The 25697-nt window shown below is 71.3% G+C and carries 26 protein-coding genes and 1 tRNA gene; 10 read left to right on the top strand and 17 right to left on the bottom strand.

Going from position 1 to position 25697, the window contains the following annotated elements; all coding sequences use genetic code 11:
* Positions 1–11: 11 nt before the first annotated feature.
* A complete protein-coding gene (locus tag BM430_RS30120) occupies positions 12–737 on the top strand; it encodes an SOS response-associated peptidase (RefSeq protein ID WP_093570898.1) in 726 nt (241 codons plus the stop codon).
* Positions 738–997: 260 nt separating this feature from the next.
* On the opposite strand, the gene BM430_RS30115 is transcribed toward BM430_RS30120, so the two are convergent.
* The 4 genes from BM430_RS30115 to BM430_RS30100 all read right to left on the bottom strand — a co-directional run bounded on the left by BM430_RS30115 (position 998) and on the right by BM430_RS30100 (position 3486).
* Complete coding sequence (locus BM430_RS30115; RefSeq protein WP_093570897.1) at positions 998–1294, bottom strand: helix-turn-helix domain-containing protein; 297 nt, start codon at positions 1292–1294, stop codon at positions 998–1000.
* On the bottom strand, positions 1294–1656 hold the full coding sequence (locus BM430_RS30110; RefSeq protein ID WP_244539726.1) for a type II toxin-antitoxin system RelE/ParE family toxin: 363 nt from the start codon (positions 1654–1656) through the stop codon (positions 1294–1296). The genes BM430_RS30115 and BM430_RS30110 overlap by 1 nt, the downstream gene beginning before the upstream one ends.
* 209 nt (positions 1657–1865) lie before the next feature.
* Positions 1866–2720, bottom strand: a complete 855-nt coding sequence (locus tag BM430_RS30105) for a prephenate dehydratase (protein WP_093570895.1) — start codon at positions 2718–2720, stop codon at positions 1866–1868.
* 22 nt (positions 2721–2742) lie between these two features.
* Positions 2743–3486: a 3-deoxy-manno-octulosonate cytidylyltransferase gene (locus BM430_RS30100; RefSeq protein WP_093570894.1), complete on the bottom strand. Its 744-nt coding sequence runs from the start codon at positions 3484–3486 to the stop codon at positions 2743–2745.
* A gap of 354 nt (positions 3487–3840) precedes the next feature.
* Between BM430_RS30100 and BM430_RS30095 the strand changes: the two genes are divergently transcribed.
* The 4 genes from BM430_RS30095 to BM430_RS30080 all read left to right on the top strand — a co-directional run bounded on the left by BM430_RS30095 (position 3841) and on the right by BM430_RS30080 (position 9409).
* On the top strand, positions 3841–4380 hold the full coding sequence (locus BM430_RS30095; protein WP_093570893.1) for a c-type cytochrome: 540 nt from the start codon (positions 3841–3843) through the stop codon (positions 4378–4380).
* A gap of 171 nt (positions 4381–4551) precedes the next feature.
* Positions 4552–6456, top strand: coding sequence for an extracellular solute-binding protein (locus BM430_RS30090; protein ID WP_177303213.1), 1905 nt, complete (start codon positions 4552–4554; stop codon positions 6454–6456).
* Positions 6456–8300 (top strand): extracellular solute-binding protein, encoded by a 1845-nt coding sequence (locus BM430_RS30085; RefSeq protein ID WP_093570892.1) that lies wholly within the window; start codon positions 6456–6458, stop codon positions 8298–8300. Before BM430_RS30090 ends, BM430_RS30085 begins: the two co-directional genes overlap by 1 nt.
* Positions 8301–8305: 5 nt before the next feature.
* Entirely contained in the window at positions 8306–9409 is a 1104-nt protein-coding gene (locus BM430_RS30080) for a microcin C ABC transporter permease YejB (protein ID WP_093570891.1), read from the top strand.
* 254 nt (positions 9410–9663) lie between these two features.
* Here the strand turns inward: BM430_RS30080 and fliP are convergent, their stop codons facing one another.
* The 10 genes from fliP to BM430_RS30030 form a co-directional block, all read right to left on the bottom strand.
* Positions 9664–10449, bottom strand: a complete 786-nt coding sequence (gene fliP, locus BM430_RS30075) for a flagellar type III secretion system pore protein FliP (RefSeq protein WP_093570890.1) — start codon at positions 10447–10449, stop codon at positions 9664–9666.
* Complete coding sequence (locus BM430_RS30070) at positions 10446–10940, bottom strand: flagellar basal body-associated FliL family protein (protein ID WP_093570889.1); 495 nt, start codon at positions 10938–10940, stop codon at positions 10446–10448. Before BM430_RS30070 ends, fliP begins: the two co-directional genes overlap by 4 nt.
* A 22-nt stretch (positions 10941–10962) precedes the next feature.
* On the bottom strand, positions 10963–11700 hold the full coding sequence (gene flgH / locus BM430_RS30065) for a flagellar basal body L-ring protein FlgH (protein WP_093570888.1): 738 nt from the start codon (positions 11698–11700) through the stop codon (positions 10963–10965).
* Positions 11700–12257, bottom strand: a complete 558-nt coding sequence (locus tag BM430_RS30060) for a MotE family protein (protein WP_244539725.1) — start codon at positions 12255–12257, stop codon at positions 11700–11702. Before BM430_RS30060 ends, flgH begins: the two co-directional genes overlap by 1 nt.
* Positions 12258–12268: 11 nt before the next feature.
* The gene (gene flgI, locus BM430_RS30055) at positions 12269–13375 is read right to left on the bottom strand and encodes a flagellar basal body P-ring protein FlgI (RefSeq protein WP_093570914.1); all 1107 of its coding nucleotides are present in this window, start codon (positions 13373–13375) and stop codon (positions 12269–12271) included.
* A gap of 56 nt (positions 13376–13431) precedes the next feature.
* Positions 13432–13818 (bottom strand): flagellar basal body P-ring formation chaperone FlgA, encoded by a 387-nt coding sequence (gene flgA / locus BM430_RS30050; RefSeq protein ID WP_244539728.1) that lies wholly within the window; start codon positions 13816–13818, stop codon positions 13432–13434.
* Between the two features lie 225 nt (positions 13819–14043).
* Positions 14044–14832, bottom strand: a complete 789-nt coding sequence (flgG, locus tag BM430_RS30045; protein WP_093570886.1) for a flagellar basal-body rod protein FlgG — start codon at positions 14830–14832, stop codon at positions 14044–14046.
* Positions 14833–14845: 13 nt separating this feature from the next.
* Positions 14846–15199: a flagellar hook-basal body complex protein FliE gene (locus tag BM430_RS30040; protein WP_093570885.1), complete on the bottom strand. Its 354-nt coding sequence runs from the start codon at positions 15197–15199 to the stop codon at positions 14846–14848.
* A 7-nt stretch (positions 15200–15206) separates the two neighbouring features.
* Positions 15207–15623 carry a flagellar basal body rod protein FlgC gene (gene flgC, locus BM430_RS30035; protein ID WP_093570884.1) on the bottom strand — a complete coding sequence of 139 codons (417 nt, stop codon included), beginning with the start codon at positions 15621–15623 and terminating at the stop codon, positions 15207–15209.
* The gene (locus tag BM430_RS30030) at positions 15620–16003 is read right to left on the bottom strand and encodes a flagellar basal body protein (protein WP_244539724.1); all 384 of its coding nucleotides are present in this window, start codon (positions 16001–16003) and stop codon (positions 15620–15622) included. The genes flgC and BM430_RS30030 overlap by 4 nt, the downstream gene beginning before the upstream one ends.
* Positions 16004–16223: 220 nt before the next feature.
* Between BM430_RS30030 and BM430_RS30025 the strand changes: the two genes are divergently transcribed.
* The 3 genes from BM430_RS30025 to BM430_RS30015 all read left to right on the top strand — a co-directional run bounded on the left by BM430_RS30025 (position 16224) and on the right by BM430_RS30015 (position 22099).
* Positions 16224–18950, top strand: a complete 2727-nt coding sequence (locus BM430_RS30025; protein ID WP_093570883.1) for a heparinase II/III domain-containing protein — start codon at positions 16224–16226, stop codon at positions 18948–18950.
* 318 nt (positions 18951–19268) lie between these two features.
* Positions 19269–21113 (top strand): glycoside hydrolase family 15 protein, encoded by a 1845-nt coding sequence (locus BM430_RS30020; protein ID WP_093570882.1) that lies wholly within the window; start codon positions 19269–19271, stop codon positions 21111–21113.
* Between the two features lie 116 nt (positions 21114–21229).
* Positions 21230–22099: an ABC transporter substrate-binding protein gene (locus BM430_RS30015; protein ID WP_143132169.1), complete on the top strand. Its 870-nt coding sequence runs from the start codon at positions 21230–21232 to the stop codon at positions 22097–22099.
* A 7-nt stretch (positions 22100–22106) separates the two neighbouring features.
* On the opposite strand, the gene BM430_RS30010 is transcribed toward BM430_RS30015, so the two are convergent.
* Entirely contained in the window at positions 22107–22403 is a 297-nt protein-coding gene (locus BM430_RS30010) for a DUF6894 family protein (protein WP_093570880.1), read from the bottom strand.
* A 254-nt stretch (positions 22404–22657) separates the two neighbouring features.
* Between BM430_RS30010 and BM430_RS30005 the strand changes: the two genes are divergently transcribed.
* The gene (locus BM430_RS30005) at positions 22658–23386 is read left to right on the top strand and encodes a hypothetical protein (RefSeq protein WP_093570879.1); all 729 of its coding nucleotides are present in this window, start codon (positions 22658–22660) and stop codon (positions 23384–23386) included.
* 7 nt (positions 23387–23393) lie between these two features.
* Here BM430_RS30005 and BM430_RS30000 read toward each other — a convergent pair whose 3' ends face one another.
* A complete protein-coding gene (locus BM430_RS30000) occupies positions 23394–24425 on the bottom strand; it encodes a TRAP transporter substrate-binding protein (protein WP_093570878.1) in 1032 nt (343 codons plus the stop codon).
* A gap of 196 nt (positions 24426–24621) precedes the next feature.
* Between BM430_RS30000 and BM430_RS29995 the strand changes: the two genes are divergently transcribed.
* A complete protein-coding gene (locus BM430_RS29995) occupies positions 24622–25452 on the top strand; it encodes a phosphogluconate dehydrogenase C-terminal domain-containing protein (protein WP_093570877.1) in 831 nt (276 codons plus the stop codon).
* 47 nt (positions 25453–25499) lie between these two features.
* Here the strand turns inward: BM430_RS29995 and BM430_RS29990 are convergent.
* Positions 25500–25576, bottom strand: a tRNA-Met gene (locus BM430_RS29990).
* Positions 25577–25697: the final 121 nt, after the last annotated feature.

The raw sequence follows: 25697 nt of genomic DNA, 5'->3' as shown, positions 1-25697 counted from the left end.
GCTTTTCGACCATGTGCGGCCGCTTCTTCGTCACCTCGTCGCCCGAGACCTTCCGGGAGTTCTACGGGTACGCCGAGCAGCCGAACTTCCCGGCGCGCCACAACGTGGCGCCGACCCAGCCGGTGGCGGTGGTGACCTCCGAGCACGGGCGGCGGCGCTTCGTGCTGATGCGCTGGGGCTTCCTGCCGGCCTGGGTCAAGGACCCGGACGACTTTCCCCTCGTGATCAACGCCCGGATCGAGACCGCGGCCGAGAAGCCGAGCTTTCGCAACGCCCTGCGCTACCGGCGCTGCATCTTTCTCGCCGACGGCTTCTACGAGTGGCGCCGCGGCGGGCCCCGCGGCCAGGCGCCCTACGCCATCCGCCGCGCCGACGGCCGGCCGATGGCGCTCGCCGGCCTGTGGGAGACCTGGAGCAGCCGCGACGGCTCGGAGATCGACACCGCGGCGATCGTTACCTGCGACGCCAACGGGCTGCTCGCCGGCATCCACGAGCGCATGCCGGCGATCCTGTCGCCGGAGGGGGTCGACCAATGGCTCGACCTGCGGGACGTCGATGCCGGGCGGGCGAGCGCGCTGTGCCGGCCGGCGCCGGAGGAGTGGCTGGAGCTGGGGCCGGCGAGCCGGCGGGTGAACGACGTGCGGAACGATGAGGCCGGGTTGTTGCGGCCGGACGAGGACGCGCCGGCGCCACCACCGCCGGAGCGGAGGACGGAGGCGCAGGGGTCGTTGTTCTGAGCTTTCTGCTTCGCGCAGTTCAAAGCAATAATGACAGACCTCGAACCGGCAGATAGGCCCTCCCACCGCCAATCGCGCTTTGCACCATATTCATCCAGATGGGTGCCAGCGTCCGGCCCGAACGGATTGAGGCACTTCACGATTGCGCCGCAACCGCGGAACTCTGCAAGTCTTCGTTTTACCGCGCTCTCGACGACGAACCGATTTTCGACTGGTCAGAAAAAGCTCCAGACGATCTGCGCTTCCATTTCATGGAGCTCTCACGCCGCGATGCTCGACAGGGCCCGCTCGACGGCGGCCGGCTCCTTGTCGATGACGATCAGGAGCGTGCGAGCCGCCGCATCCGGATTGCGGCGCTTCTGCTCCCAATCGCGGATGGCGGCCGGTGAGAAGCCGAATCGCTGGGCGAACCTCTCCTGTGAGAGGCCTGTCTTCTTGCGGATCGCAGCCACATCGACGGAAGGAGGCGTGAAGACCCGGGCCGGCTCCATCTCGCCGCGCGCGATCGCTCTGGCTTCCTGAGCGCTCTTGAGGAGACGTTCGCCAAGCTTCGTCATCAAACCCTCCGTTTCAAGGTCGCCAGCCTCGCGGCCACGCCCGCGCGGTAGTCGTCGGCCAAGCAGGTCAGCTCGACCGCCAGAGCATTACGTTCCGCCTTGCTGAGGTTCTCGCGGTCGCCCTTGTCGATGAGAGCCAGGAGGAACAAGGGAATATCGTCTCCACCGTAATAGTGGATCGTGCGATAGCCACCGCTCTTTCCCCGGCCCCTCCCGGCGAACCGAACCTTGCGGGCCCCACCCGTGCCCGCCATCATGGCCCCGGCCAGCGGGTTCTCCGAGAGCCACGCTGAGATGGCCTGGACGTCCTCGTCGTCGAGCCCGGCATCCGCCGCATCGGCCTCGAAGGTGGGCGTGGTCAAGACCGCGTGCATGAGACGAATATACGGCAATGCCGTATATTCGTCAATACCATCGCCTGTGGCGCGGGTCAGGAATAGCAGCTGGATCTGAGGGTCCGTCGCCAGACGTTACTCCTGTCCTCGAACACCAGTGATCCTTATCCCCGGTCCGCACAGGCAGGAGAGAGGATGCCGCGAGACTCCGTGAAGTCGTCGAACCGATACAGAACTCACTCCGCCGGCGGCCGGGCGCTCTCCCGGAACGGATGCGCCGGATAGGTCCCGATGATCCGGAACGCGCTCGAGAAATAGGCCAGCTCGTCGAGCGCCCGGCGCAAGGCGGGCTCCTCCGGATGGCCGTCGACCTCGGCGTAGAACTGGGTCGCGGTGAACTGGCCCTCGACCATGTAGCTCTCGAGCTTGGTCATGTTGACGCCGTTCGTCGCGAAGCCGCCGAGCGCCTTGTAGAGCGCGGCCGGGATGTTGCGGACCCGGAAGATGAAGCTCGTCACCGTCGGCCCGTCGCCCGCGGGCGGCAGGACCGGCTCGCGGGAGAGCACGACGAAGCGGGTGGTGTTGTGGGCCTCGTCCTCGACGTCCTCCTCCAGGATCGAGAGGCCGTAGATCTCGCCGGCGAGCCGCGGCGAGAGCGAGGCGCGGGTGCGGTCGCCGGACTCGGCGACCTGGCGGGCGGCGCCGGCGGTGTCGGGCGCCACCACCGCCTTGAGGCCGAGGCGCCGGATGATCTTGCGGCACTGGCCGAGCGCGTGCACGTGGCTGTGCACGGTGCGGATCTCGTCGAGCCGCACGCCCGGCAGGGCCATCAGCTGGAAGTGGATCGGCAGGAACTGCTCGCCGACGATGTGGAGCCCTGAGGCCGGCAGCATGTGGTGGATGTCGGCGACGCGGCCGGCGATCGAGTTCTCGATCGGGATCATGCCCAAGGCCGCCGAGCCGTCCTGCACCGCCGTCAGCGCGTCCTCGAAGGTGGCGCAGGGGAGCGGCGTCCAGTCCGGATAGGCCTCCTGGATGATGATGTGCGAGTTGGCGCCGGGCTCGCCCTGGTAGGAGATCTGTCGGTTCATCGTCGCGGCTTTCGAAAAACAGTCAGTTCAGGCGCCGGGCGGCCAGGATGGCGCGGGCGCGCTCGAGGTCGTGCGGCGTGTCGACGCCGAGGGGCACGTCGTCGACCACCACCGCGTCGATCCGCATGCCGGCCTCCAGCGCGCGCAGCTGCTCCAGCTTCTCGCGCTGCTCCAGCGGGCTCGGCGGCAGGGAGACGAAGCGGGCGAGCGCCCGGCGGCGATAGGCGTAGAGGCCGATATGGTGGAAGAGCGGGCCGTCGCCGTACGGCGCGGTGGCGCGGGTGAAGTAGAGCGCCCGCAGGCGACGCGGCGCGATCTCGGAGCCGACCAGCTTGACGACGCTGGGCTCGGTCCGCTCCTCGGGCCGGGTGATGATTGCGCAGAGCGTCGCAATGTCGACCGCCCGGTCGGCGAGCGGCGCGACCGAGGCGGCGATGGCGGCGGGATCGATCGTCGGCAGGTCGCCCTGCACGTTCACCACCACGTCGTGGCGCCCCTCCGGGTCGATCACCTCCAGCGCCTCGGCCAGGCGGTCGGAGCCGGACGGGTGGTCGGGCCGCGTCATCACCGCGAGGCCGCCCGCCGCCTCGACCGCCTGCACGATGGCGTCCGTGTCGGTGCAGACCACCACCGGACCGATGCCGGCTTCCACGGCGCGACGCCAGACATGCACGATCATCGGCACGCCGGCGATGTCGGCCAGCGGCTTCTCGGGCAGGCGGGTGGCGGCGAGGCGGGCGGGAATCAGGACGAGGGGATCGGACATGCGGCGATTCGGAGCTGTGCGGGACTTGAAGCCTGTGCGGGGCTCGAAGCCTGTGGATGACGGGAGGCCCGGCAAGCCGCGGCTCTTAGCAGTGCCGGCCCGGCTTGTCATGGCGGCTCGCTCTTGGCGGCTCACTCTTGGCGGGCCGCTGCTGGCGAGCTCCTCACGGCGCGCCGCCCGCGCGGGACCGTGGCGCCGTCCACACGCCCGCGCTCTGCGACGAACCGACGAGGTTTAGAGCCATTGTCAACCGCGCCGCAGAACGGCTAAGCACCGGCGGACCTTCACTGCGGCGTGGCGCCGGGCCGCGCCTCGCATCGCCCCTGCTCACCGGAGCATCGGAGCTGCCGAGACATGGATTCCTTCGAGCTTAACAAGATCGCCGGCGCAGTGCTCGGCGCCCTGCTCCTCGCGATGGGGACCGGGTTCCTGGCCGAGCTGATCTACAAGCCGAAGCCGGCGGGTGATCGCGGCTACGCGCTGCCGGCCGCCGAGGAGAATGCCGGCGCCGCGGCGCCGGCGGCCGCCAAGGAGGAGCCGCTCCCCGTGCGCCTCGCCAGCGCCGACGCCACCAAGGGCCAGGCCGCCGCCAAGAAGTGCATGGCCTGCCACAGCTTCGAGAAGGGCGGCCCGAACAAGGTCGGCCCCGACCTGTACGGCATCGTCGAGCGCCCGAAGGGCGGCCACGAGGGCTTCAACTACTCCGCGGCCATGAAGGCCAAGGGCGGCAACTGGACCTACGAGGACCTCGACCACTTCCTCCACGGCCCGAAGCAGTTCGTCCAGGGCACCATCATGGCCTTCGCCGGCGTGCCCTCGGGCGCCGAGCGGGCCGACATCCTGGCCTACCTCAAGACCCTGTCCGACAAGCCGGTCGACTTCCCGAAGCCCTGAGGGCTTCGCAAGGACTGCGTGCCGACGAGGCCGGGCGAGAGCCCGGCCTTTTTGCATGAACGGGCACATCTTTCGCGGGCGCGCCCCCTGCGCCGACGCGCCCGGGTTGGCGGAGCGGCCCCCCGCGACCTAGAACGGGGGGAGACCCTTTCAGCCGGAGGATCGCCCCGCGTGATCGCACGCCCCCTCACTCGCCGCGCCGCCCTCGCTCTCCTCGGTCTCGCCGCAATCCCGGCCGGGGCCCGCGCGCAGGGCGCTCCCTCGACAGGCAGCGGTGCGGCATCCCCCGACGGGGACTGGCGCCACGGCCTGTCGCTCCTCGGCGAGCCGAAATACCCGGCGGGCTTCACGCATTTCGACTATGCCGACCCCGACGCCCCGAAGGGCGGCCTGGTGCGGTTCGGCTCGCAAGGCTCGTTCGACAACTTCAACATGATCGTCGCCGGGGTGAAGGGCGACCTCGAGAGCCAGATCCCGCTGATCTACGACACCCTGCTGGCCCAGGCCCAGGACGAGGCCTCGACCTATTACGGCCTCATCGCCGACGGCGTGAAGCCGGCCGACGACCTCGGCAGCGTCGTCTACCGCCTGCGGCCGGAGGCGCGCTGGCACGACGGGAAGCCGGTGACACCGGACGACGTGGTGTTCTCCTTCCAGGTGCTGAAGGAGAACAGCCCGCAATACGCCGCCTACTACCACAACGTGACGAAGGCCGAGGTGACCGGCCCGCGCGAGGTGCGCTTCACCTTCTCGGAGACAGGCAACCGCGAGTTGCCCCAGATCGTCGGCCAGTTGCCCGTGCTGCCGAAGCACTGGTGGGAAGGCAAGGACGCGTCGGGCAAGACCCGCAACCCGACCGAGACGACGCTCGAGATCCCCCTCGGCTCCGGGCCCTACCGGCTGGCCCGGTTCGAGGCCGGCCGCACCGCCACCTACGAGCGGGTGCCGGATTACTGGGGCCGCGACCTCGCCGTGAACCGCGGCGCCAACAATTTCGACACCCAGCGCGCCGAGTATTTTCGCGATGCGACGGTGATGATCGAGGCGTTCAAGGCCGACCAGTTCGACTGGCGCACCGAGAACATCGCCCGCAACTGGGCCACCGCCTATGACGGCTTCCCGGCCGTGCGCGAGGGCCGGATCGTCAAGGAGGAATTCCCGCAGGCCGGCATGGGCATCATGCAGGCCTTCACCCTCAACCTGCGCCGGAAGAAATTCGCCGACGCGCGGGTGCGCCGAGCCTTCAACCTCGCCTTCGACTTCGAGGAGATGAACCGCACCCTGTTCTACGGCCTCTACAAGCGGGTCGATTCGTACTTCTTCGGCACTGAGCTCGCCTCGTCGGGCCTGCCCGAGGGGCGCGAGCGGGCGATCCTGGAGAGCGTCAAGGACAAGGTACCGGCCTCGGTCTTCACCACGCCCTACAGGAACCCGGTCAACGGCTCGCCGGAGGCGGTGCGCGCCAACCTGCGGGAGGCGGTGCGCCTGTTCCAGGAGGCGGGCTACGAGATCCGCGGCAGCCAGATGGTCGAGAAGGCGACCGGCCAGCCCTTCACCGTCGAGTTTTTGGGCTACGACAACTCGGCCGAGCGGGTCGTGCTGCCCTACCGCGCGGCGCTCGAGCGCATCGGCCTCAAGGTGTCGCTGCGGGTGGTCGATCCGGCCCAGTACCAGAACCTCTCGCGCAGCTTCGATTTCGACGCGCTCGCGCTCAGCAACTGGGCCCAATCGCTCTCGCCGGGCAACGAGCAGCGCGATTGCTGGGGTTCGGCCGCCGCCGACCGGCCGGGCTCGCGCAACCTCGCGGGCATCAAGGATGCGGCCGTCGACGCCCTCATCGACAAGGTGATCTACGCCGCCGACCGCGAGGAACTGGTGGCGGCGACCCGCGCCCTCGACCGGGTCCTCCTCGCCCACGACTACGTCGTGCCGCAATGGTCCTCGAACGTCTCGCGGACCCTGCGCTGGAACCGCTTCGGCCACCCGGCGACCCTGCCGAAATACGGCGCCTCGGGCTTCCCGACGACCTGGTGGTACGATTCCGCCCTCGCCGCCAAGACCGGGGCGGCGCGGTGATGCGCCGGCGCAGCTTCCTGGCCGGGAGCGGGGCGGCGCTCCTCGCCGCCCGCGTCCCGGCTCACGCGCAGCCGGGGCACGAGCGCCACGGCCTGTCGAGCTTCGGCGACCTGAAATACCCGGCCGGCTTCCCGCGCTTCGACTATGTCGATCCGCTCGCGCCGAAGGGCGGCACCTTCTCCGCGCAACTCTCCACCACCAGCGGCAACCAGGCCTTCGAGACCTTCAACACCCTCAACATCTACGTGCTGAAGGGCGACGGCGCCGCCGGCATGGACCTGACCTTCGACAGCCTGATGGTCCGGGCCCTCGACGAGCCGGATGCCGCCTACGGCCTCGTCGCCCGCAGCGTGACGGTGAGCGACGACGGCCTGGCCTACCGCTTCGGGTTGCGGCCCCAGGCCCGCTTCCACGACGGCTCGCGGCTCACCGCCCGCGACGTCGCCTTCTCGATCGCGACGCTGAAGGAGAAGGGCCATCCGCGCATCGCGGCCGTGCTGCGCGACGTCGCCGGCGCGAGTGCGGAGGGCGACGATGCGGTTCTGGTGCGCTTCGCCCCCGGGCGCAGCCGCGACCTGCCGCTGATCGTCGCCGACCTGCCGATCTTCTCGCAAGACTATTACCGCAGCCGCGACTTCGAGGCCTCGACGCTCGAGCCGCCGCTCGGCTCCGGGCCCTACCGGGTGGCGCGGTTCGAGGTCGGCCGCTTCATCGCCTTCGAGCGCGTCGCCGATTACTGGGGCGCCGACCTGCCGGTCACCGTCGGCCAGAACAACTTTGGCGAGATCCGCTACGAGTATTTTCGCGACCGCGACGTCGCCTTCGAGGCGTTCAAGGCCGGCACCTTCACCTGGCGGGAAGAGTTCACCTCCCGGGTCTGGGCCACGGGCTACGATTTTCCGGCCGCGCAGGAGGGCCGGGTCAAGCGTGAGACGGTGCCGGATGCCACGCCCTCGGGCACGCAAGGGTGGTTCCTCAACACCCGCCGGCCGGTCTTCCGCGATCCGCGCATCCGCGAGGCGATCGGGCTCGCCTTCGACTTCGAGTGGTCGAACCAGAACCTGATGTACGGCGCCTACAGGCGCACCGCCTCGTTCTTCGAGAATTCCGACCTGAAGGCGGAGGGGATGCCGTCGCCTGAGGAGCTGGCGCTCCTCGAACCGTTCCGGGGGCAGGTGCCCGACGAGGTCTTCTCCGAGCCGTGGTCGCCGCCGCGCTCGGACGGGTCGGGCCAGGACCGGGCGCTCTTGCGCCGGGCCGACACGCTGCTCCGCCAGGCCGGCTGCACCCGCGACGGCGGCACGATGAAGCTGCCCGACGGCCAGCCGCTCGCCTTCGAGTTCCTGGATTCCTCGCCGGTCTTCCAGCCGCTGCTGCAATCCTACATCAAGAACCTGAGCCTGCTCGGCATCCGGGCGAGCTCGCGCCTCGTCGACGCGGCGCAGTACCAGGCGCGGCTGAAAGACTTCGACTTCGACGTGGTCTCGGCCCGCTTCAGTAGCTCGGTCACCCCGGGGGCCGCGCTGCGCGAGGTCTATGGCAGCAGCAGTGCCAAGGTGCCGGGCTCGCAGAACCTCGCCGGCATCGAGAACCCGGCCGCCGACGCGATGCTCGACCGCATCGCCGACGCCGCCTCGCGCCCCGCGCTCACCACCGCCTGCCGGGCCCTCGACCGGGTGCTGCGCGCCGGGCGCTACTGGGTGCCGATGTGGTACGGCGCCACCCACCGCCTCGCGCTCTGGGACCTCTACGGCCGGCCGCGCGACCTGCCGAAATACGGCCTCGGCGTGCCCGCCCTGTGGTGGCACGACGCCGACAAGGCCCGCAAGATCGGACGGACCTGACAAAGATGGCAGCCTACATCCTGCGCCGCCTGCTTCTGATGATCCCGACGATCCTCGGGATCATGCTGATCTCCTTCGTGATCGTGCAATTCGCCCCCGGCGGGCCGGTCGAGCGGGTGCTGGCCCAGCTCCAGGGCCAGAACACCATGTCCCGGGTCACCGGCGGCGGCGGCGACCTCGCCGGGCGCGGACCGAGCGCGCAGGGCGGGGGAGGGGAATCGAATTCCCGCTACCGCGGCGCGCAAGGGCTCGACCCGGCCTTCATCAAGCGCCTGGAGCAGCAATTCGGCTTCGACAAGCCCGCCCCCGAGCGCTTCCTGAAGATGCTGTGGGACTATGCCCGCTTCGACTTCGGCAAGAGCTACTTTCGCGATGTCTCGGTGCTGCAGCTGATCCGCGAGAAGCTGCCGGTCTCGATCAGTCTCGGCCTCTGGATGACGCTGATCTCCTACGCGATCTCGATCCCGCTCGGCATCCGCAAGGCGGTCCGCGACGGCTCGCCCTTCGACGTCTGGACCTCCGGAATCGTCATCGTCGGCTACGCGATCCCCGGCTTCCTGTTCGCGATCCTCTTGATCGTGCTGTTCGCCGGCGGCTCGTTCCTGCAGGTCTTCCCCTTGCGCGGGCTCACCAGCGAGGGCTGGTCCACCTTCCCGCTGTGGCAGAAGGTGACCGACTACCTCTGGCACATCACCCTACCGATCATCGCCATGGCGATCGGGGCCTTCGCCACCTCGACCCTGCTCACCAAGAACTCGTTCCTCGACGAGATCCGCAAGCAATACGTGCTGACCGCGCGGATGAAGGGCCTGTCCGAGCGCCAGGTGCTCTACGGCCACGTCTTCCGCAACGCGATGCTGATCGTGGTGGCGGGCTTCCCGGGCGCGTTCATCTCGGCGTTCTTCGCCGGCTCGCTGCTGATCGAGACCATCTTCAGCCTCGACGGGCTGGGTCTGCTCTCGTTCGAATCGATCGTGAACCGCGACTATCCGGTGGTGTTCGCCAACCTGTACATCTTCTCGCTGCTGGGCCTGGTGGTGAACCTGATCTCCGACCTGACCTATAGCTGGATCGATCCGAGGATCGATTTCGAGGCGCGGGCGGCGTGAGGATCGCCAGGATGGGTGGAGCAGATAAAGCAGCCCTGCTTGATAGTCTCCTGTAAGAATACACACCCTCCACGTCATCCCGGGGCTCGCCGAAGGCGAGAACCCGGGATCCATAACCGCTGACGGTGCCTAAAAAAGGCGGGCAGCGTTCCGCCTCGTCCTGAATCGTCAGCGGTTATGGATCCCGGGTTCCGCTGCGCGGCCCCGGGATGACGAAGGACGGTGTCGATTACTGTCGCGAGAACCCAGGATCGCTAAAAGAACGATCTTACCAACCCGCTCACCAGCAAATTCCACCCGTCGATCAGGATGAAGAACAGCACCTTGAACGGCAGCGAGATCACCGTCGGCGGCAGCATCATCATGCCCATCGACATCACGATCGTCGAGACGATCATGTCGATGACGAGGAAGGGCAGGGCGATGAGGAAGCCGATCTCGAAGCCGCGGCGCAGTTCCGAGATCATGAAGGCCGGGATCAGGATGCGCAGGTCGATCTTCTCGCCCTCCTGGGGCTTCGGGAAGCTGCGGCTGGCGAGGTCCTGGAAGGTCTGCAGGTCCTTCGGCCGCACCTGGGCCGACATGAACTCGCGGAACGGGTCGGTGATGCGGGTGAAGGCCTCCTCCTCGCTGATCCGGTTCTCCTGCAGCGGGCGCACGCCCTCGCTCCAGGCCCGGTCGAAGGTCGGCGCCATGACGTAGAAGGTCATGAACAGCGACAGGCTGACGAGGAAGAGGTTGGCCGGCGTGCTCTGGAGGCCGAGCCCCGAGCGCAGGAACGAGAACGCGACGGCGAAGCGCGTGAAGCTCGTCACCATCACCAGCAGCCCCGGCGCCAGCGACAGCACCGTGAGCAGGGCGACGAGCTGGAGGATGCGCCCGCTCGCCGCACCGTTGCCGGGGGGCAGCAGCGCGTCGAGGCCCGGGATGCCGGTGACGCTGCCCGCCGCCCCCTGCGCCAGGGCGGCGCCGGCCGGCAGGAGCAGGAGGGCGAGCGTCCCGAGGACGTGGGCCGTGCGCCGGTTCGTCAAACCCGTCATTGCACCACCAGGGCCTCGACGATCAGCTCGCGGATCGCCCCCTTGGTGCGCAAGGACACGCGCTCGTTGAGATCCTCGCGCAGGTGCTGGAGGCCGCTCGCCCCCTCGATCTGCGCCGTCGAGAGCGTGCGCAGATAGGCGATGATGTCGGCCTTGATCTCCGCCACGGTGATGTCCGGGGTCGGCAGGCTGCCGGTCTTGAAAACCACCGAGGATTCGAGCCGGATCCAGGAATCGGCCGGCTCGGCGAGGTTCGTCACCACCGAGCCGACGCTGCGCAGAGACAGCTCGCCGGAATAGTTCAGCACCTTGGCGGCCTTCTCGTGCTCCTGCGCCTCGCGGGTCTTCTGGTCGACCGCCTTCTCGACGCTCGTCATCAGGTACATGCCGAGACCCGCCCCGGTGCCGACCGCCACCAGGGTGCAGAGGGCGAGCGCCCCGATCCAGGCCTTACCGCCGCCCTTCTTCTTGTCGTCCGTCTTGTCCGCCATCGCGCGCTCCTGGATTCCGCCGTCAGAACGGCGCGACGGTCTCGAAGATCTGCTGGCCGAGGGTCGGCGCCTGCACGTCGGTCAGGCGGCCGCGGCCGCCATAGGAGACCCGGGCCTCGGCGATCTTGTCGTAGTCGATCGTGTTCTTGCGCGAGATGTCCCGCGGCCGGACGATGCCGGCGACGTTGAGCACCCGCACCTCGTTGTTGACCCGGATCTCCTGCGAGCCGCTGATCAGGAGGTTGCCGTTCGGCAGCGTCTCGGTGACCACGGCGGCCACCGACAGGCTCAACGATTCCTTGCGGTCGATCGTGCCCTGGCCCTTGGTCTCGGTGCCCGAGCGGATGCCGGTATCGGCGGTCGCCGAGTCCTTCAGCCCCGAGACGCCGTAGCCGAAATCGAAGCCGAGGCTCGACTTCTGGCTGCGCGAGCGGTCGCTGGCATTGTCGAACTGCGCCTTGTCGTTGATGACGATGCTGACCGTCAGCACGTCGCCGATGTTGCGGGCGCGGGGATCCTGGAACAGGTCGGCGCTCCCCGGCGACCAGGTCGAGTGGTAGCCGTGCCGGCTCTGCAGCGAGCCGAAGGTCGAGGGCAGGGCCTCGCGCGGGGCGGCGAGCCCGGTGCCGATCGGCGTCAGCACCGGCTGGCGGCCGAGCTCGTCGAGCTTGCTCTGGCAGCCGGCGAGGAACAGGCTCGACGTGGCGAAGCCGGCCACGGTGAGGGTCAGGAGGCGGGCGGCCGGGGCTTGACGGGTCATCACGATCTCTCGTTGTCCTTGCGGCGGCCGGCCTCGGCCATCTTGCGGGCCAGGGCCGCGGCGCGGGAGGCCTCCATCTCGGCGAGCACCGCGCTCGCCGTCCGCGCGTTGAGCTTCACCAGGATCGCCGCGGCGTTGTCCTCGGGCATGTTGGAGAGCTGGAGCGCCGCCGCGTCGGCCTTCATCTTGGCGTAGACCGCCACCACGCTCTCGTCGGCCTTGGCCAGGAACTCCTTGCGGCGCTGGACCACCGCCTCGTACTCGGCGCGCTTCTCCTCGAGGCGGCGGATGCGCTCGTCGACCTGCTTCTCGAGCGCGGCGAGCTGCTCCTTCTGCCAGGCGAAGCGGGCGTCCGACGCCGCGTCCGCGATGGTGGCGCAATAGCCGGTCCTGCCCGGGTCCTTCGCGTCCTTGGCGACGAAGTCCTGCGCGGTCGGCTCCTTGGGGGCGTCCCGGGCGGCGATGGCGCGCATCGCGGCGTCCTTGGCCGGGTCGGGCGCCGGCCCACCGCCGGCGGCGAAGGCCGGGCCGGCCAGCGCCAGGAGGAGGGCTGTCACGACGAACCGGATCATTGGACGACGAGCTCCGCCTGGAGGGCACCGGCGGTCTTCACCGCCTGGAGGATCGCGATGATGTCGGTGGGCTTGAGGCCCACCTGGTTGAGGCCGCGCACCAGGGTCTGCAGGTCGGAGCCGCCGAGCACCGCGAGCTTGCCCTGCTCCTCGCGGGCCGCGACTTCCGTGCGCGGCACCACCGTGGTCTGGCCGTTGGAGAAGGGCGCGGGCTGCGACACCTCCGGCGTCTCGGTGACCCGCACCGTGAGGTTGCCGTGGGTGACCGCCACCGTGGAGATCTGCACGTTGCGGCCGATCACCACCGTGCCGGTGCGCTGGTCGACCACGACCCGGGCCGGCACGTCGGGCTGGATCGTCAGGTCGCCGATCTCCGCGACGAGGCGCGGCAGGATCATGTCGCGCGGGCGCTGGAGCACCACCGAGCGCTGGTCGCGCGGGCTCGCGATGCGGCGGCGGAAGCGGCCGATCGCGTAGGCGTTGATCGCGTCGGCCACCATCGTGGCGGTCTTGAAGTCGGGATTCTTCAGCTCGAAGATCAGCTCGGGCAGGTCGCGGAACGCGCCCGGCACCTCGCGCTCGATGAGCGCGCCGTTCGGGATGCGGCCGGCGGTCGGCACGCCCTGCGTCAGCTGCTCGGCCTGGCCCTGAGCCGAGAAGCCGGAGACCGCGAGCGGGCCCTGCGCCGCGGCGTAGACGTTGCCGTCGCCGCCGGAGAGAGGCGTCATCAGGAGCGTGCCGCCGCGCAGCGAGGTCGCGTCGCCCAGCGAGGTCACCGTCACGTCGATGCGCGAGCCGGCGCCGACGTAGGGCGGAAGGTCCGCCGTCACCATCACGGCGGCGACGTTGCGGGTGCGCAGGCGCGCGTCGCGCACGTTGATGCCCATCCGGTCGAGCATCGATTGCAGCGACTGCTCGGTGAACTGGGCGTTGCGCAGGGTGTCGCCGGTGCCCTGCAGGCCGGTGACGAGGCCGTAGCCGACGATCTGGTTGTCGCGCACGCCCTTGAGGGTCGCGACGTCCTTGATCCGGGCGAAGCCCCCGCTGGCGATCACGGGGGCCGCGGCGCGCGCGGGCAGGACCGGCGCGACGTCGAGCCCCATCACGAGGACCAGCGCCAGGGCGAGGCCGGCCCGGAGGTTGCGGAGGGCGCCCCGCATCAGAACCCGCCGATCTTGATGCGGCCGTCCGCCGTCACGGTGCCGAGCACGATGCGGTTGGTGTCGGTGTTGCGCACCCGGATGGTCTCGCCGAGGCCGCCATTCTGCAGCGGCGAGCCGACCGCCGTGATGACGAGGCCGTTCTCCTCGAAGATCATCTGGGTCGGCGCGCCGCGGCTGACGAGGCGCGGATCGTCGACGGCGTTGACCGGCACCGGCTCGCCCGGCAGCAGCATCCGGCGGGCGGTGCGCCCGACGACGGCGAGCGGTGCGTCGATCACCGCCGCGCGCGCCCGGTAGGTCGTCGGATAGGCCTGGAGCCGCAGCATCGACTCCTTGATCGTGTCGCCCGGATAGATCGTCACGGTCGGCACCGGCAGCATCATCTCGTTCACCCCGAGGGCGGAGTGCGAGTCGGCGGGCGACGACGGGGCCGGAGCGGCCACGACGAGGGCGGCCGGGACGCACAGGCCGACCAGCGCCAGAAGAAGGGAGTGCCGGAGGAGGGAACGCATGGATGTGTCGCGCCGGGAGGAGGGGCGCCGCCGGGTCCGGCGGCGTGGCAGTCTCACCGAGGGCGAGGACCGGCCGTCAGGACGACCGGGCCCGGCTCAGCGGATTCCCTTGGAGATCGTGCTCGCCATCTCGTCGACGGCCTGGATCACCTTGGAGTTCATCTCGAACGAGCGCTGGGCGGTGATCAGGCTGGTGATCTCCTTGACCGGATCGACGTTCGACCCTTCGAGGTAGCCCTGCTGGAGCTTGCCGTAGCTCGCATCGCCCGGGTTGCCGATCACCGCCGCGCCCGAGGCCGGGGTCTCGCGGTAGAGGCCGTTGCCGAGGGGCTCCAGGCCCGATTCGTTGGCGAAGTTCGCGATCGTGATCTGACCGATATTCTGCTGCGCCACCTGGCCGTCGATCTTGGCGAAGACCTGCCCGGACAGGTTGATGGTGATCTCGGTGGCGGTCGGCGGGATCAGGATCGCTGGATCGACCGTGTAGCCCTCGAGCGTGACGAGCTGGCCGGTGGCGTTCTTGTTGAAGGCGCCGGCGCGGGTGTAGTTGATCTCGCCGCTCGGGCTCGTGATCTGGAAGTAGCCGCGGCCGTTGATGGCGAGATCGAGCTGGTTCGCCGTGTTGGTGAGCTGGCCCTGGCGGTGCAGGTTGCGGATCGCCGCGGCGCGCACGCCGAGGCCGAGCATCGCGCCCTCGGGGACCGCCTCCTGGCCGGATTGATTGGGCACGCCCTGCTGCCGCTCGGCCTGGTAGAGCAGGTCGGTGAACTCGGCCCGCGCCCCCTTGAACCCGGTGGTGTTCAGGTTGGCGATGTTGTTGGCGATGACCTCGAGGTTGAGCTGCTGGGCGGACATGCCCGTGGCGGCGACGGCGAGCGCTCTCATCTGCGTAGAATCCTCAGATCGCCATGCGGCTCAGTTCGAGATAGGCGGCCACGACCTTGTCGCGGATGGCGACCGCGGTCTGCAGGCTCTGCTCGGCGGACATCACCGCCTCGACCACCTGCTGCGTCGAGGCCTTGCCCTGGATGCCGGCGATGGAGGCGGCCTCGCCGGCGCGCAGGTCGTTGCGCACGCCGCTGGCGAAGCTCGCCATGATCTGCCCGAAATCGGCGGGAGCCGCGGCCTCGACGCCGGGGAAGCCGGCGCCGGCCGCGCCGGGCAGCACCGCCCGCTGGACGGCGGCCGCGGCCTCGGGGCGGGCGGAGGCGGCGGCCCGGTCGAAGGCCGAGAGGGTGAGGGCCTCGATCATCGGATGCTCATGTCCTCAGGAGGTCGATCACGCTGGCCACCATCGCGCGGGCCTGCTTGATCACCTGCAGATTGGCTTCGTAGGAGCGGTTGGCCTCGCGCATGTCGGCCATCTCGATCAGGGCGTTCACGTTCGGCAGCTTGACGTTGCCGTTCTGGTCCGCCGCCGGGTTGCCCGGGTCGTGCTCGACCCGGAACGGGGTCTTGTCGGTGTCGACGTCGCGCACACGCACCGAGGCGGCGCCGATCGCCCGGTCGAGCTCCGCCTTGAAGGTCACGGTCTTGCGCGCATACGGGTCGGCGCCCGGCTCGGCCCCGGTCGACTGGGCGTTGGCGAGGTTCTCCGACACCACCCGCATGCGCAGCGACTGCGCCTCGAGGCCGGCGCTCGCGAGGCGGGAGGCGGCGAGCAGGGGGTCGATCACGATCCGCTCCTCACGGCCGACATCAGCATGCGGTGAAAGCTGCGCACCACCCCGACATCGAGGTTGTGCTGGCGCGACACCTCGCTCGCCTTCAGCATCTCCTGCTCCAGGCTGACGCTGCTAGAAGTCTCGAGCACGTCCCAGCCGGACTTGTCGGGGCGGATCGCCACCCCGAGGCCCGGAGAGCCGAGATGGGCCTGCGCGGTCTGCGCCATGTCGGTGCCGCCGGCGCGGGCCAGCACCTGGGCGAAGGGCACGACGTCCCGGGCCTGGTAGCCCTGGGTGTTGGCGTTGGCCACGTTGCCGGCGATCGTCGACTGGCGCACCGACAGGTAGCCGGTATGCATCGAGGCGAGATCGAACAGGTAGAGCCCCGTCACGCGATTCCCCCCATGCCCGCCACTCCTTGAGTCCTGTGCCGAAACGACCCGACGCCCGGGCCCTGCCGCGTAACCGAGGATTTAGAAGCGCAACCTTGCCCGAGGCTGGCGGAGCTTGCGGGGCTCGTGGGACGGCGCTGTCCCTTCAGCGCCTTGACAGGGGAGGCCACTCCCCGGCACTGGCGGCGGGATACCCCCGCCCAGGCTCCTCTCCCGCGCCATGCTCCCGGCCCTGCTACCCTCCGCGCCGGTCTTCCTCCCGGTCCAGGCCCGCTACGCGGGCGGGGCGGGGCCGGGCGCGCGCGAGGGCGAGCACGCGATCACCGCCAACAACCGCTGGTCCCGGGTCCAGCTGACTTTCCGCCACCTGCCGGCGGGGGCCTGGTGCTGCCTGGAGGCCCGCCTCGCCTGGGCGGCCGAGGAGGAATGGGGCCAGGCCCTCGACTTCGCCCTCGCGGGCTTCGACTTCCTGGCCGCCGACGGGTCGAGCCTCGACCTCGACGCGGTGCCGGGCCTCGCCCGCACCCTGCTCGATCCGCACAGCGCCTGGATCGCCGGACCGGCCTGCCAGCCCGCCGGGACCGAGTTCGTCCGGATGGCCCCGGTGCGGCTGGCCTTCGGGGTGCCGCCGCAGGCGCGCGGCCTCGCGCTCACCCTGCGCTCCTGGCGCAACACAGAAGGCTTCACGATCGCGGAGCCGCGCCTGCGCCCCGGCGCGCCCTTGCGCGAGGGCGCCTTTCGCCGCCGCCGCCTCGGGCCGCGGCCGGAGCCCCTGCGCCACGGCCTCGTCCCGGGCCTCGGCCTCGTGGTGCGCGGGCAGATCCACGCCGCGCGGCCCGACGAGCACGCCGCGCGGGTGAGCCTCGTCTACCGCGACCGCGACGGGGCGGAGATCCCGCCGCCCTATCCGGGCACCGTCGCGGTGCCGGGCCTCGGCGCACGGCCGGGCAGCGAGGAGCGGCCAGGGCTCGGCGCGGCGATCAACCTTCCGGCCCAGCCGCAGGCGCGCCGCTTCACCCTCGACCTGGAGCCGCCGCCGGGCGCGGTCTCCCTCGATCTCGGCTTCTGCACCTGGGAGGAGGAGGGCGAACGGCTGCCCGCCGTGGAGCTCATCGGCCCCCCGGAGGTGGCGCTGGAGGACCGCTTCCGGCTCGAGAGCCTGTGCGGCGACGACCTCCTCGACGCCCCGGGCTTCCTCGCCCGCCTCTCGGCCCGGCTCGGGCGCGATCCCGGGGCCGAGGCAGCCTGGATCCCCGGTCCCGGGGAGGCCGGCAGCGCCGCCCTGCCGCTCGCCCGCGCCCGCGCCTTGCGGGGCGAGACCGAGCGCCTCGTGGGCGTCAGGCCCGACGGCGGCCTCACCTTGCGCCTCGCCGGCTACCCGGACTGGCCCCTGCCGGAGAATCCGGGCTTCGACGAGGACCCGTTCCGGGCGGCACCCGCCCGCGCCATCCCGTGGCGCCTCGCCTACCACTCCCTCGCCTGGCTCCTGGCGCTGGCCGAGGCGGCGCCGGCGCGCGCGCTCGCCCTGGCGCAGGCCTGGTCGCGGGCCAACCCCTGGGGCCAGCCGGCCGACCCCCTGAGCCTGCATCCGGCGGCTTTGCCGGCCCGGGCCGAGGTCTGGATCGGCCTCCTCGCCCTGCCGGGGGCGGGGGCGGCGGCGCCGCTCCTGACCGGGGAGGCGGTGCGGCACGGCTTCGCCCTGGCGGAGATCGTCGGGCAGAACACCTTCGGGCAGAGCCTGCACCAGCTCCAGGCCGCCGCGGCGCTCCTGGCGCTCGCCCGCGCCCTGCCGCGCCTGCCGTTCTCGGGCCACTGGGACGGCCTCGCCCGCGAGAGCCTGCGCGCGGGCGTGCCGGCGCTCCTGCCCGAGGACGGGCGCTTCCCGGATTCCTCGCTCCACCGCCGCCTCGACCTCGTCACCCTCGGGCGGGCGCTGCGGGAGACCCTCGGCGAGGCCGCGCCCGGCCCCCTCGTCGCCGCCCGCACGGAGGCGGTCCTGTCGGACCTCGCCGGCCTCCTCGATCCCGGCGGACGGCTGCCGCCCTTCGGCGAGGTCTTTGCCGGCACCGACGAAGCCGGCTGGATCGCGCGGCTGCGCGGCGGCGGGCTGGTAGCGCAGCGCCCGGCCGCCCAGCCCGCCGCGGCCGGCCTTGCCGCCACGGCCTCCTCGACCCTGCGCCCCGACGGCCTGTCGGCCCGCCACGAGGCCGGGCGCGGCTGGGCCCATTTCGCCTGCACCTTCGCCGAGACCTCGCCCCAGGGCCACGCCGACTGCACCTCCTTCGTCTACGCGGCGGGGGCGACGCGCTGGATCGTCGAGGCCGGCGGCTCGGAGCAGGTCGAGACCGGGGGCGTGCGCCACTACCTGCTCTCGGCCCGCGCCCACAACGTCGCGGTGATCGAGGGGCGCGAGCCGGTGGCCGGGGGCGGCATCCATCGCGGCAGCCTGGCGCTGCCCGGCGCCACCGCCCACGCGATCGAGACCACCGTGCACGGGCCGGGCTGCCGCCACCTGCGGGTCTTCGTGCTGCCGCACGACCTGTCGGGCCTCGCGGTGATCGACCGCTTCACCCAGGACGAAGGCGGGCCCCTGACCTTCCGCGGCCTCGCGCATCTGGCCCCCGAAACCCTGGTCGCCGTCGAGGGGCCGCGCCGGGTGCAGGCCCGCCAGGGCGGCCGGCGCCTCGGCCTGGTTCCCTTCGCGATCGCCGGCCGGGCGTCGGGCCTGGAGGCGGTGATCGGCCACGGCGACCGGCCCGGCACGCTGCAGGGCTTCGTCGCCGGGCGCCCCGGCAGCCTCGAACCCGCCTGCACTCTGCGCTACGCGGTCTCGGGCCGCGGCACCGTCTGCGGCGGCCTCCTGATGGCGATCGACGGCCCGGCGGAGGATTCCCTGGCACGGGCGCTGGCGCGGGAGGAGCTGGGGCGGTTCGTGATGGGGGGCTGAGGATCGATCGGGGCAGTGCGCGCGTGCCGCGCGTTGGCCGACCGAACTTCCATCCTCCACGTCGTCCCGGGTTCCGCTGTGCGCCCCCCGGTATGACGCCGAGGATGATCATCGCGGCGGGGCAAACAACCGCGACGACCCAGGGAAACTACGTTTTCTCTCACCCTTTCATCCGCGAAAAAATTTCCACGCTCCAGCGGGAACATGGGCGGGCCCCGGCCATTCGCCCGGTGCCTCTGGGTCACGCGGTCCGAGGGGAGGGCGCTCGCCGTCCCCCGGCCGTCGGGCCCACCCCCTCTTGCCCGAGCCTTTGTCCCGATGCACGACCCGGACGCGCGGCCCTACCAGCCCATCGAGGCCTACGGCCTCATCAGCAACTGCCACGGCTGCGCCCTCGTCGCCCGCGACGGCTCGATCGACTGGGCCTGCCTCGACCGGTTCGACGCGCCCCCGGTCTTCTCCCGCCTGCTCGACCGCCGGCGCGGCGGCTTCTTCGCGCTGGCACCCGAGGGGCCGTTCGAGAGCGCCCGGCTCTACCTGCCGGGCACCAACATCCTCGAGACCACCTTCACCTGCGCCACCGGAGCGGCGACGGTGCACGACTTCATGCTCGCGCCCGAACCGGGCCGGGTGCTGCCCTGCCTGGTACGCCTGGTCTCGGGCGTGTCCGGCGAGGTGGCGATGCGGGCGGTCTACCGGCCGCTGGCGGGCTTCTCGGAGACCTTTGCCGCGCTCAGGGCGGTCCCGGGCGGCGCCGGCGCCGCGGGGCTGCCGGACCTGATCGCCGATCTGCCGGTCGCGATCGAGGGATCCGACGCGGTGGCGCGGTTCACCGTCGCGCATGGGGGCGAGCAGGCCTTCGCGCTCTATCCGGGCGGCGCGGCGGAGCGCGATCCTCTCCACCCGCGCGCGCTGATGGAGACCGCACGCCGGGCCTGGACCGGCTGGTCGGCGGGGGCGGCCTATGACGGGCCGCTCAGCGACCAGCTCCTGCGCAGCGCGCTCACCCTCAAGGCCCTGACCTACGCGCCCTCGGGCGCCATCGTGGCGGCGGCCACCACCTCGCTGCCGGAGGAGATCGGCGGCATCCGCAACTGGGATTACCGGTTCTGCTGGATCCGCGACGCCTGCCTGTCCTTCTACGTGCTGAAGAAGTTCGGCATGGTGGCGGAGGCAGAGGCGTTCTTCCGCTTCGTCGGCACACTCGCGGAGCGCGACGAGGGGGGCCTGCGCCCCCTCTACGCCATCGCCGGCGAGACCGACCTGACCGAGCACGAGGCCGCCCATTTCGAGGGCTGGCGCGGCAGCGCCCCGGTCCGCTACGGCAACGAGGCGGCCGAGCAGCACCAGAGCGACGCCTACGGCCAGGTGCTCGACCTGCTGCACATGTATCGAAGCCTTGGCGGCACGATCCCCGAGGCGATGGCGCGTCAGGCGATCCGGCTGGCCGATTTCGCCGCCGCCCACTGGCACGAGACCGATGCCGGCCTGTGGGAGCCGCGCAAGCCCGAGGAGCACTACCTGCACGCCGCGATCATGAACTGGGTCGCGGTCGACCGGGCGATCCGGCTGTTCGGCGAGCGGCCGCACTGGTGCGCGGCGCGGGACGCCATCGTCGCCCGGGTCAACGGCGAGGGGGTGCACGAGCGGGACGGCTACTACCCGCAATATATCGGCGGCGACGATCCCGACGCCGCCCTCCTGATCGCCCCGATGGTCGGCTTCCCCGTCGACGAGGCTGTGTTTTCCCGCACGGTCGAGGTGGTGATCGCGCGCCTCGGCCACGGCCCGCTCGTCTACCGCTACCGCAACGACGACGGCTTGCCGGGCCACGAGGGCACCTTCCTGATCTGCGCCTTCTGGCTCGTCGACGCCCTTGCCTGGCTCGGCCGGATCGAGGAGGCGCAGACCCGCTTCGACGCGTTGCGGGCGCTGCAGAACGACCTCGGCCTCTACGCCGAGGAGGTGGCGGAGGACCGCACCTTCCTCGGCAACTTCCCGCAGGCCTTCAGCCACCTCGCCTTCATCCACAGCGCCCTCGTCCTCGACCTCGCGGCCCAGGGCGGCCGGGCGGCGGTGGCCGGCACCTATGCCGACCGCACCCTGCGCGAGACGCGCTGGCGCCGGGTGCCGTGGATCGTCCCGCCGGCGCCATCAGCCTAACATGAGGACTTCCCGATGATGGTCCCTCGTCGACGACTCGCGCGGGGATTAACCTGATCTTGAACGAGCATCTGGCATCTCCGACGGACTCGTCGAAGGACATCGCGGACAAGGCCATGATCAAGGGACTCGGACGGACAGGCCTGGCCGTCGCGCTCGCCCTGGCATCCTTCGGTCCGGCGCGGGCCGGGGACGCGCAGGCCGCCCCTCCGGTCGCGAACCAGATCACCTGGTCAGTCTACGACGCCGCGCCCTTCATGATGACCGAGGGTCCGGACCGCGACGCCGGCATCTTCGACCGGATCCGCGGCCTGCTGAGCGCCCGGCTGACCGGCTACACCCATTCCACGCTGACGGTTCCCTTTCCGCGCATCGTCACCTCGCTCAAGAACGGCGAGGAATGGTGCTTCGTCGGCGGCGTGAGAACGCCCGAGCGCGAGGCCTTCGCGGTGTTCTCGCGGCCGGTGGCGATGTTCTACCCGCTGCGCGTCGTGATCCACGCCCCGCAGCGCGCGCGCTTCGCAGGCCTCGAGCCTTTGTCCCTGCGCGACCTGCTGAGCGAGCACCGCGACCTGCGCACCAGCATGCTGCGCAACCGCGCCGTGGCCCCCGCCGTCGACGCGCTGCTCCGGCAATACCCGCCGGGCCAGACCCATTCGGAGTTCGGCGAGGCGTTCCGGATGCTGCTGAACGACCGGCTCGACTACCTCGTCGAGTTCTCCAGCATCGCGGCGTACAACGCCCGCCAGCTCGGCCAGCCCGACGCCTTCCTGGGCCTGCCCTTCGCGGAGGGGCCGGAGCCGGTCTTCGCCCGGGTGATGTGCGCCGGCACGCCCTGGGGGCGCGAGGTGGTGGCGCGCATCGACGCGGTGCTGGCGGAGGAGCGGCCCGGCCCGGCCTATCGCGGCATCGTCGAGGCCTGGACGGCGCCGGAGGACCTGCCGCGGATCCGCGCCGTCTACGACACCTTCCTGGCGAGCGACTGAGCGCGGCTCACGCCGCCAGCGCCGCCTCTCGCGTCGGACGATTCGCGGTCGAACGATCCTTGGTCGAACGCCTCTCGGTCGGGCGCTCCTGCGTCACGAACGGCTCGACCCAGACGCGCCGTCCGGTCAGGTCGTGCACGCTCACCCGCCACTCGGCCCAGTCGCCGGCCCCGAGGCTCTCCATCGCCGCCTCGGCGACCGCGCGGGCGCGGCGGGCGAGGGCGGAAGGCCCGCGGACCGGCGCACCCTCGGCATCGAGGATGCACTCGGACCCGTTAGTGTAGTGGAAGCGGTAGCGCGTCATGCCGGTCCTCTCTCGCCCATTCCTCGTCCCCATCGCCGCCCGGCGCGGCGGCGGTGCCCGACAGCGGTTAATGTTCACTATATGTTCCAAATTCGCAATCCGGCCAGGGCAGGGGCGCGATGCCGCATCCCGCTTGCCTGCCCTCCCGGTCTCGCCGCCGGCCTCCGGGCCGGGCTGAAGATGAGGCTCGCCGCCGGCCCGAAACCCTGCCAGTCTCAAGGCTGACGGCGCGCGAAACCCCGGCGGGAGACTCCATGTCCGGCCTCTTCGATCCCATCCTAAACTGGCGGCTGCTGCCGGGCTCGCACACCTTCCCGGGCCCGGATGGCGGCACCTGCATCAACGAGGCGGCTCTGGTGGCGGCGGGCCTGCCGTACCGCGCGATCCGCTCCTCGGCCGATTGCCCGCCCTGCTTCTCGGGCCCGCTCGCCACCTACGCGCTGGGCCTCAACGACGCGATGCCGGATGCCGAGCGCCCGCGCCTGATGGCCTTCGTGCTCCGCCTCGCCGGCTCCGCCGATTCGGACGCCGTGGAGGCGGAGCGCACCGCCCATCTCGTGGGCGAAGGTGTGCGCCGCCTGCTGCCGCCCGTCCTGGACCGGGCCGGGCTGGCGCAGCACGCCGCCGCCTGCCGGGCGGCCCCGGATCTGGGGAGCGCGGTGACGGTCGCCCGCCACGCCGCCTGGTCGGCCGGCTCGCTCGCCGAGGCGGCCGGCCGCCAGGGCACCTGGGTGCGCGGCGCCCGGGCGGCGGCGGCGGCGCGCGCGGCCCTCTTCGCCGCCGAGATCGATCCCCGCACCGCCGCCGACGCGGTCGAGGCCGCCGCCCTGTTCTGGCCCGGGGCCTGGGCCGAGGCGGTGGCGATCCTCGACGGAGCCCTCGGCATCGGCCGGCAGGCGCCGCCGCTCGGCATCGCGGAGGCGGGGATGCGCCTGGAGGCCGCGAAGGCGGCGCGGCGCGAGCGGGCCCACGCCGCCGTCTGACGACGCGTCAGCGCCCGCGATACGCCGCCAGGATCCGCGCGCCGTCCGGCCCGGTCTGCGTCTCCCAGGCCGCCACCGCCGCCGCGCCGGCCTTGGCGAGGGCCTCGGTGATCGAGGGCGCGGGCGGATCGGCGATGACGACGCCGTTCTGGCGCATGCGCGAAAAGTTCTCGTCGAGGCGGGTGCGGATCGCCGCCCATTGGCGCGCCTCGGTCTCGGCGGCGGCCGCGTCGACGGCGCGGCGCACGGCCTCCGGCAGGGCGTCGTAGGCGGAGGCTGACACGACGGCGATCGAGATCGGCATCGCGTACTGCACCGCCGTGAAGTGCGGCAGCTGCTCCCACAGGCGGCGCCCGACCCCGCCATCGCCCGAGGAGAGCATCGCGTCGACGGCGCCGGCCTTCACCTGCGGGATCGCGTCGGCCTGGGACAGGTTGACGGCCTGTGCGCCGGCCGCCGCGAGCACGGCCGTCGAAGTGGCGTCGTAGGTGCGGATCTTGAGCCCCTTCAGGTCGCCGGCGCCGGCGAGGGCGTGACGCGACCAGATTCCCGACGGCGCCCAGGGCGTGACGTAGAGGAGCCGCTGGCCCTTCGCGGCGAGTGCCCGCGCGTAGGCCGGCCGGGCGATCTCCGCCAGGGCCTTCGCCTCCTCGACCGAGGTCGCCAGGAAGGGCAGGGAGGAGAGACCGAAGACCGGATCGACCGCCGCGAGCGGCCCGGTGAAGGCATCCGCCGCCTCGACCGTGCCGGCGGCCACCGCGCCGATCATCGCGCCGGAGCGCAGCCCGGCAGAGGCATCGAAGCTCGGCTCGACCGCGAGCCGCCCGCCGCTGCGCTCCGAGACGAGGCGCGCGAAGGTGGCGAGCCCCTCGCCCGGCATGGTGCTGGCGGGATACTCGGTCGGCATCCGCCACACGATCGCGGCACCGGACGGCCCTTGCGCGGCCGCGGGCCCGAGCGCAGGCAGGAGGGCCCAGCATAGGAGGAGGGCCCAGCACGAGCCGGCCAGAATTGCGCGGAACAGGGCGCGCCTCGTCATGCGTTCGATCCTCCTTCGCCGATGATGCCGGGCGCTACGCCCCGAATCCTTGACGCCGCCTTCACGCCCGCGGCCTCCCGCGGCATTCGGGCGACAAATCGATTGCCGCGGGCCCGGTCCGCCGCCACTGTCGCATCCGCCGCCGCCCGGCAAGAGGCCATCCAACCGGCCCGCGGCGGCCCGCGGGAGATGCGCCATGACCGAGACAATCGCCCTGTTCGGGGCCGGGGGGAAGATGGGCGTGCGGCTCGCCCGCAACCTGGTCAAATCCGAGTTCCGGATCGCCCCCGTCGAGGTCGGCGAGGCCGGGCGCCAGCGGCTCAAGAGCGAGCTCGGCCTCGACTGCGTCGAGGCGGATGCCGCCCTCGACGGGGCCGACGTGGTGGTCCTGGCGGTGCCGGACACCCTGATCGGCCAGGTCTCGCACGCCCTGTCGCCGAAGCTGAAACCCGGCACGATGGTGGTGATCCTCGACGCCGCGGCGCCCTTCGCCGGCCACCTGCCCGAGCGGCCGGACCTGACCTACTTCGTCACCCACCCCTGCCACCCGCCGATCTTCAACGACGAGACGACGGAAGCGGGGCGGCGCGACCATTTCGGCGGCATCGCCGCGAAGCAGTCGATCGTCAGCGCCCTGATGCAGGGGCCGGAGGAGGCCTACGCGCTGGGCGAGCGCGTCGCCCGGGTGATCTGGGCACCGATCCTGCGCTCGCACCGCGTCACCGTCGAGCAGATGGCGCTGCTCGAGCCCGGCCTGTCGGAGACGGTCTGCGCGACCCTGTTGGCGGTGATGCGCGAGGCGATGGACGAGACCGTGCGGCGCGGCGTTCCGGAGGTGTGCGCCCGCGACTTCCTGCTCGGGCACCTCAACATCCTGGCGGCGGTGACCTTCAAGGAGATCGACGGGGTGTTCTCGGATGCCTGCAACAAGGCGATCCAGTTCGGCAAGCCGCGCCTGATGCGCGACGACTGGCTCGGCTGCCTCGACGAGAACGAGATCACCGAGAGCATCCGGCGCATCACCTGAACGCGAACAACCCCGCAGGGCGTGCCCTGCGGGGTTGTTCGTTGGTTTGGTTGCGGGGACAGGATTTGAACCTGTGACCTTCAGGTTATGAGCCTGACGAGCTACCGGGCTGCTCCACCCCGCGCCAGGGTGTGTTCGCGAAGAGGGAACGTGTGCGTGCTTGGCAGGTCTGGCGGTGACCGACTCTCCCGTGTCTTGAGACACAGTACCATAGGCGCTGGGGCGGTTAACGGCCGAGTTCGAGA

This window comes from Methylobacterium sp. 174MFSha1.1 (genome assembly GCF_900116815.1).
Lineage (GTDB): Bacteria > Pseudomonadota > Alphaproteobacteria > Rhizobiales > Beijerinckiaceae > Methylobacterium.
Note: the sequence above shows the minus strand (reverse complement) of the source record. Positions and strands in the feature narration are given on the sequence as shown.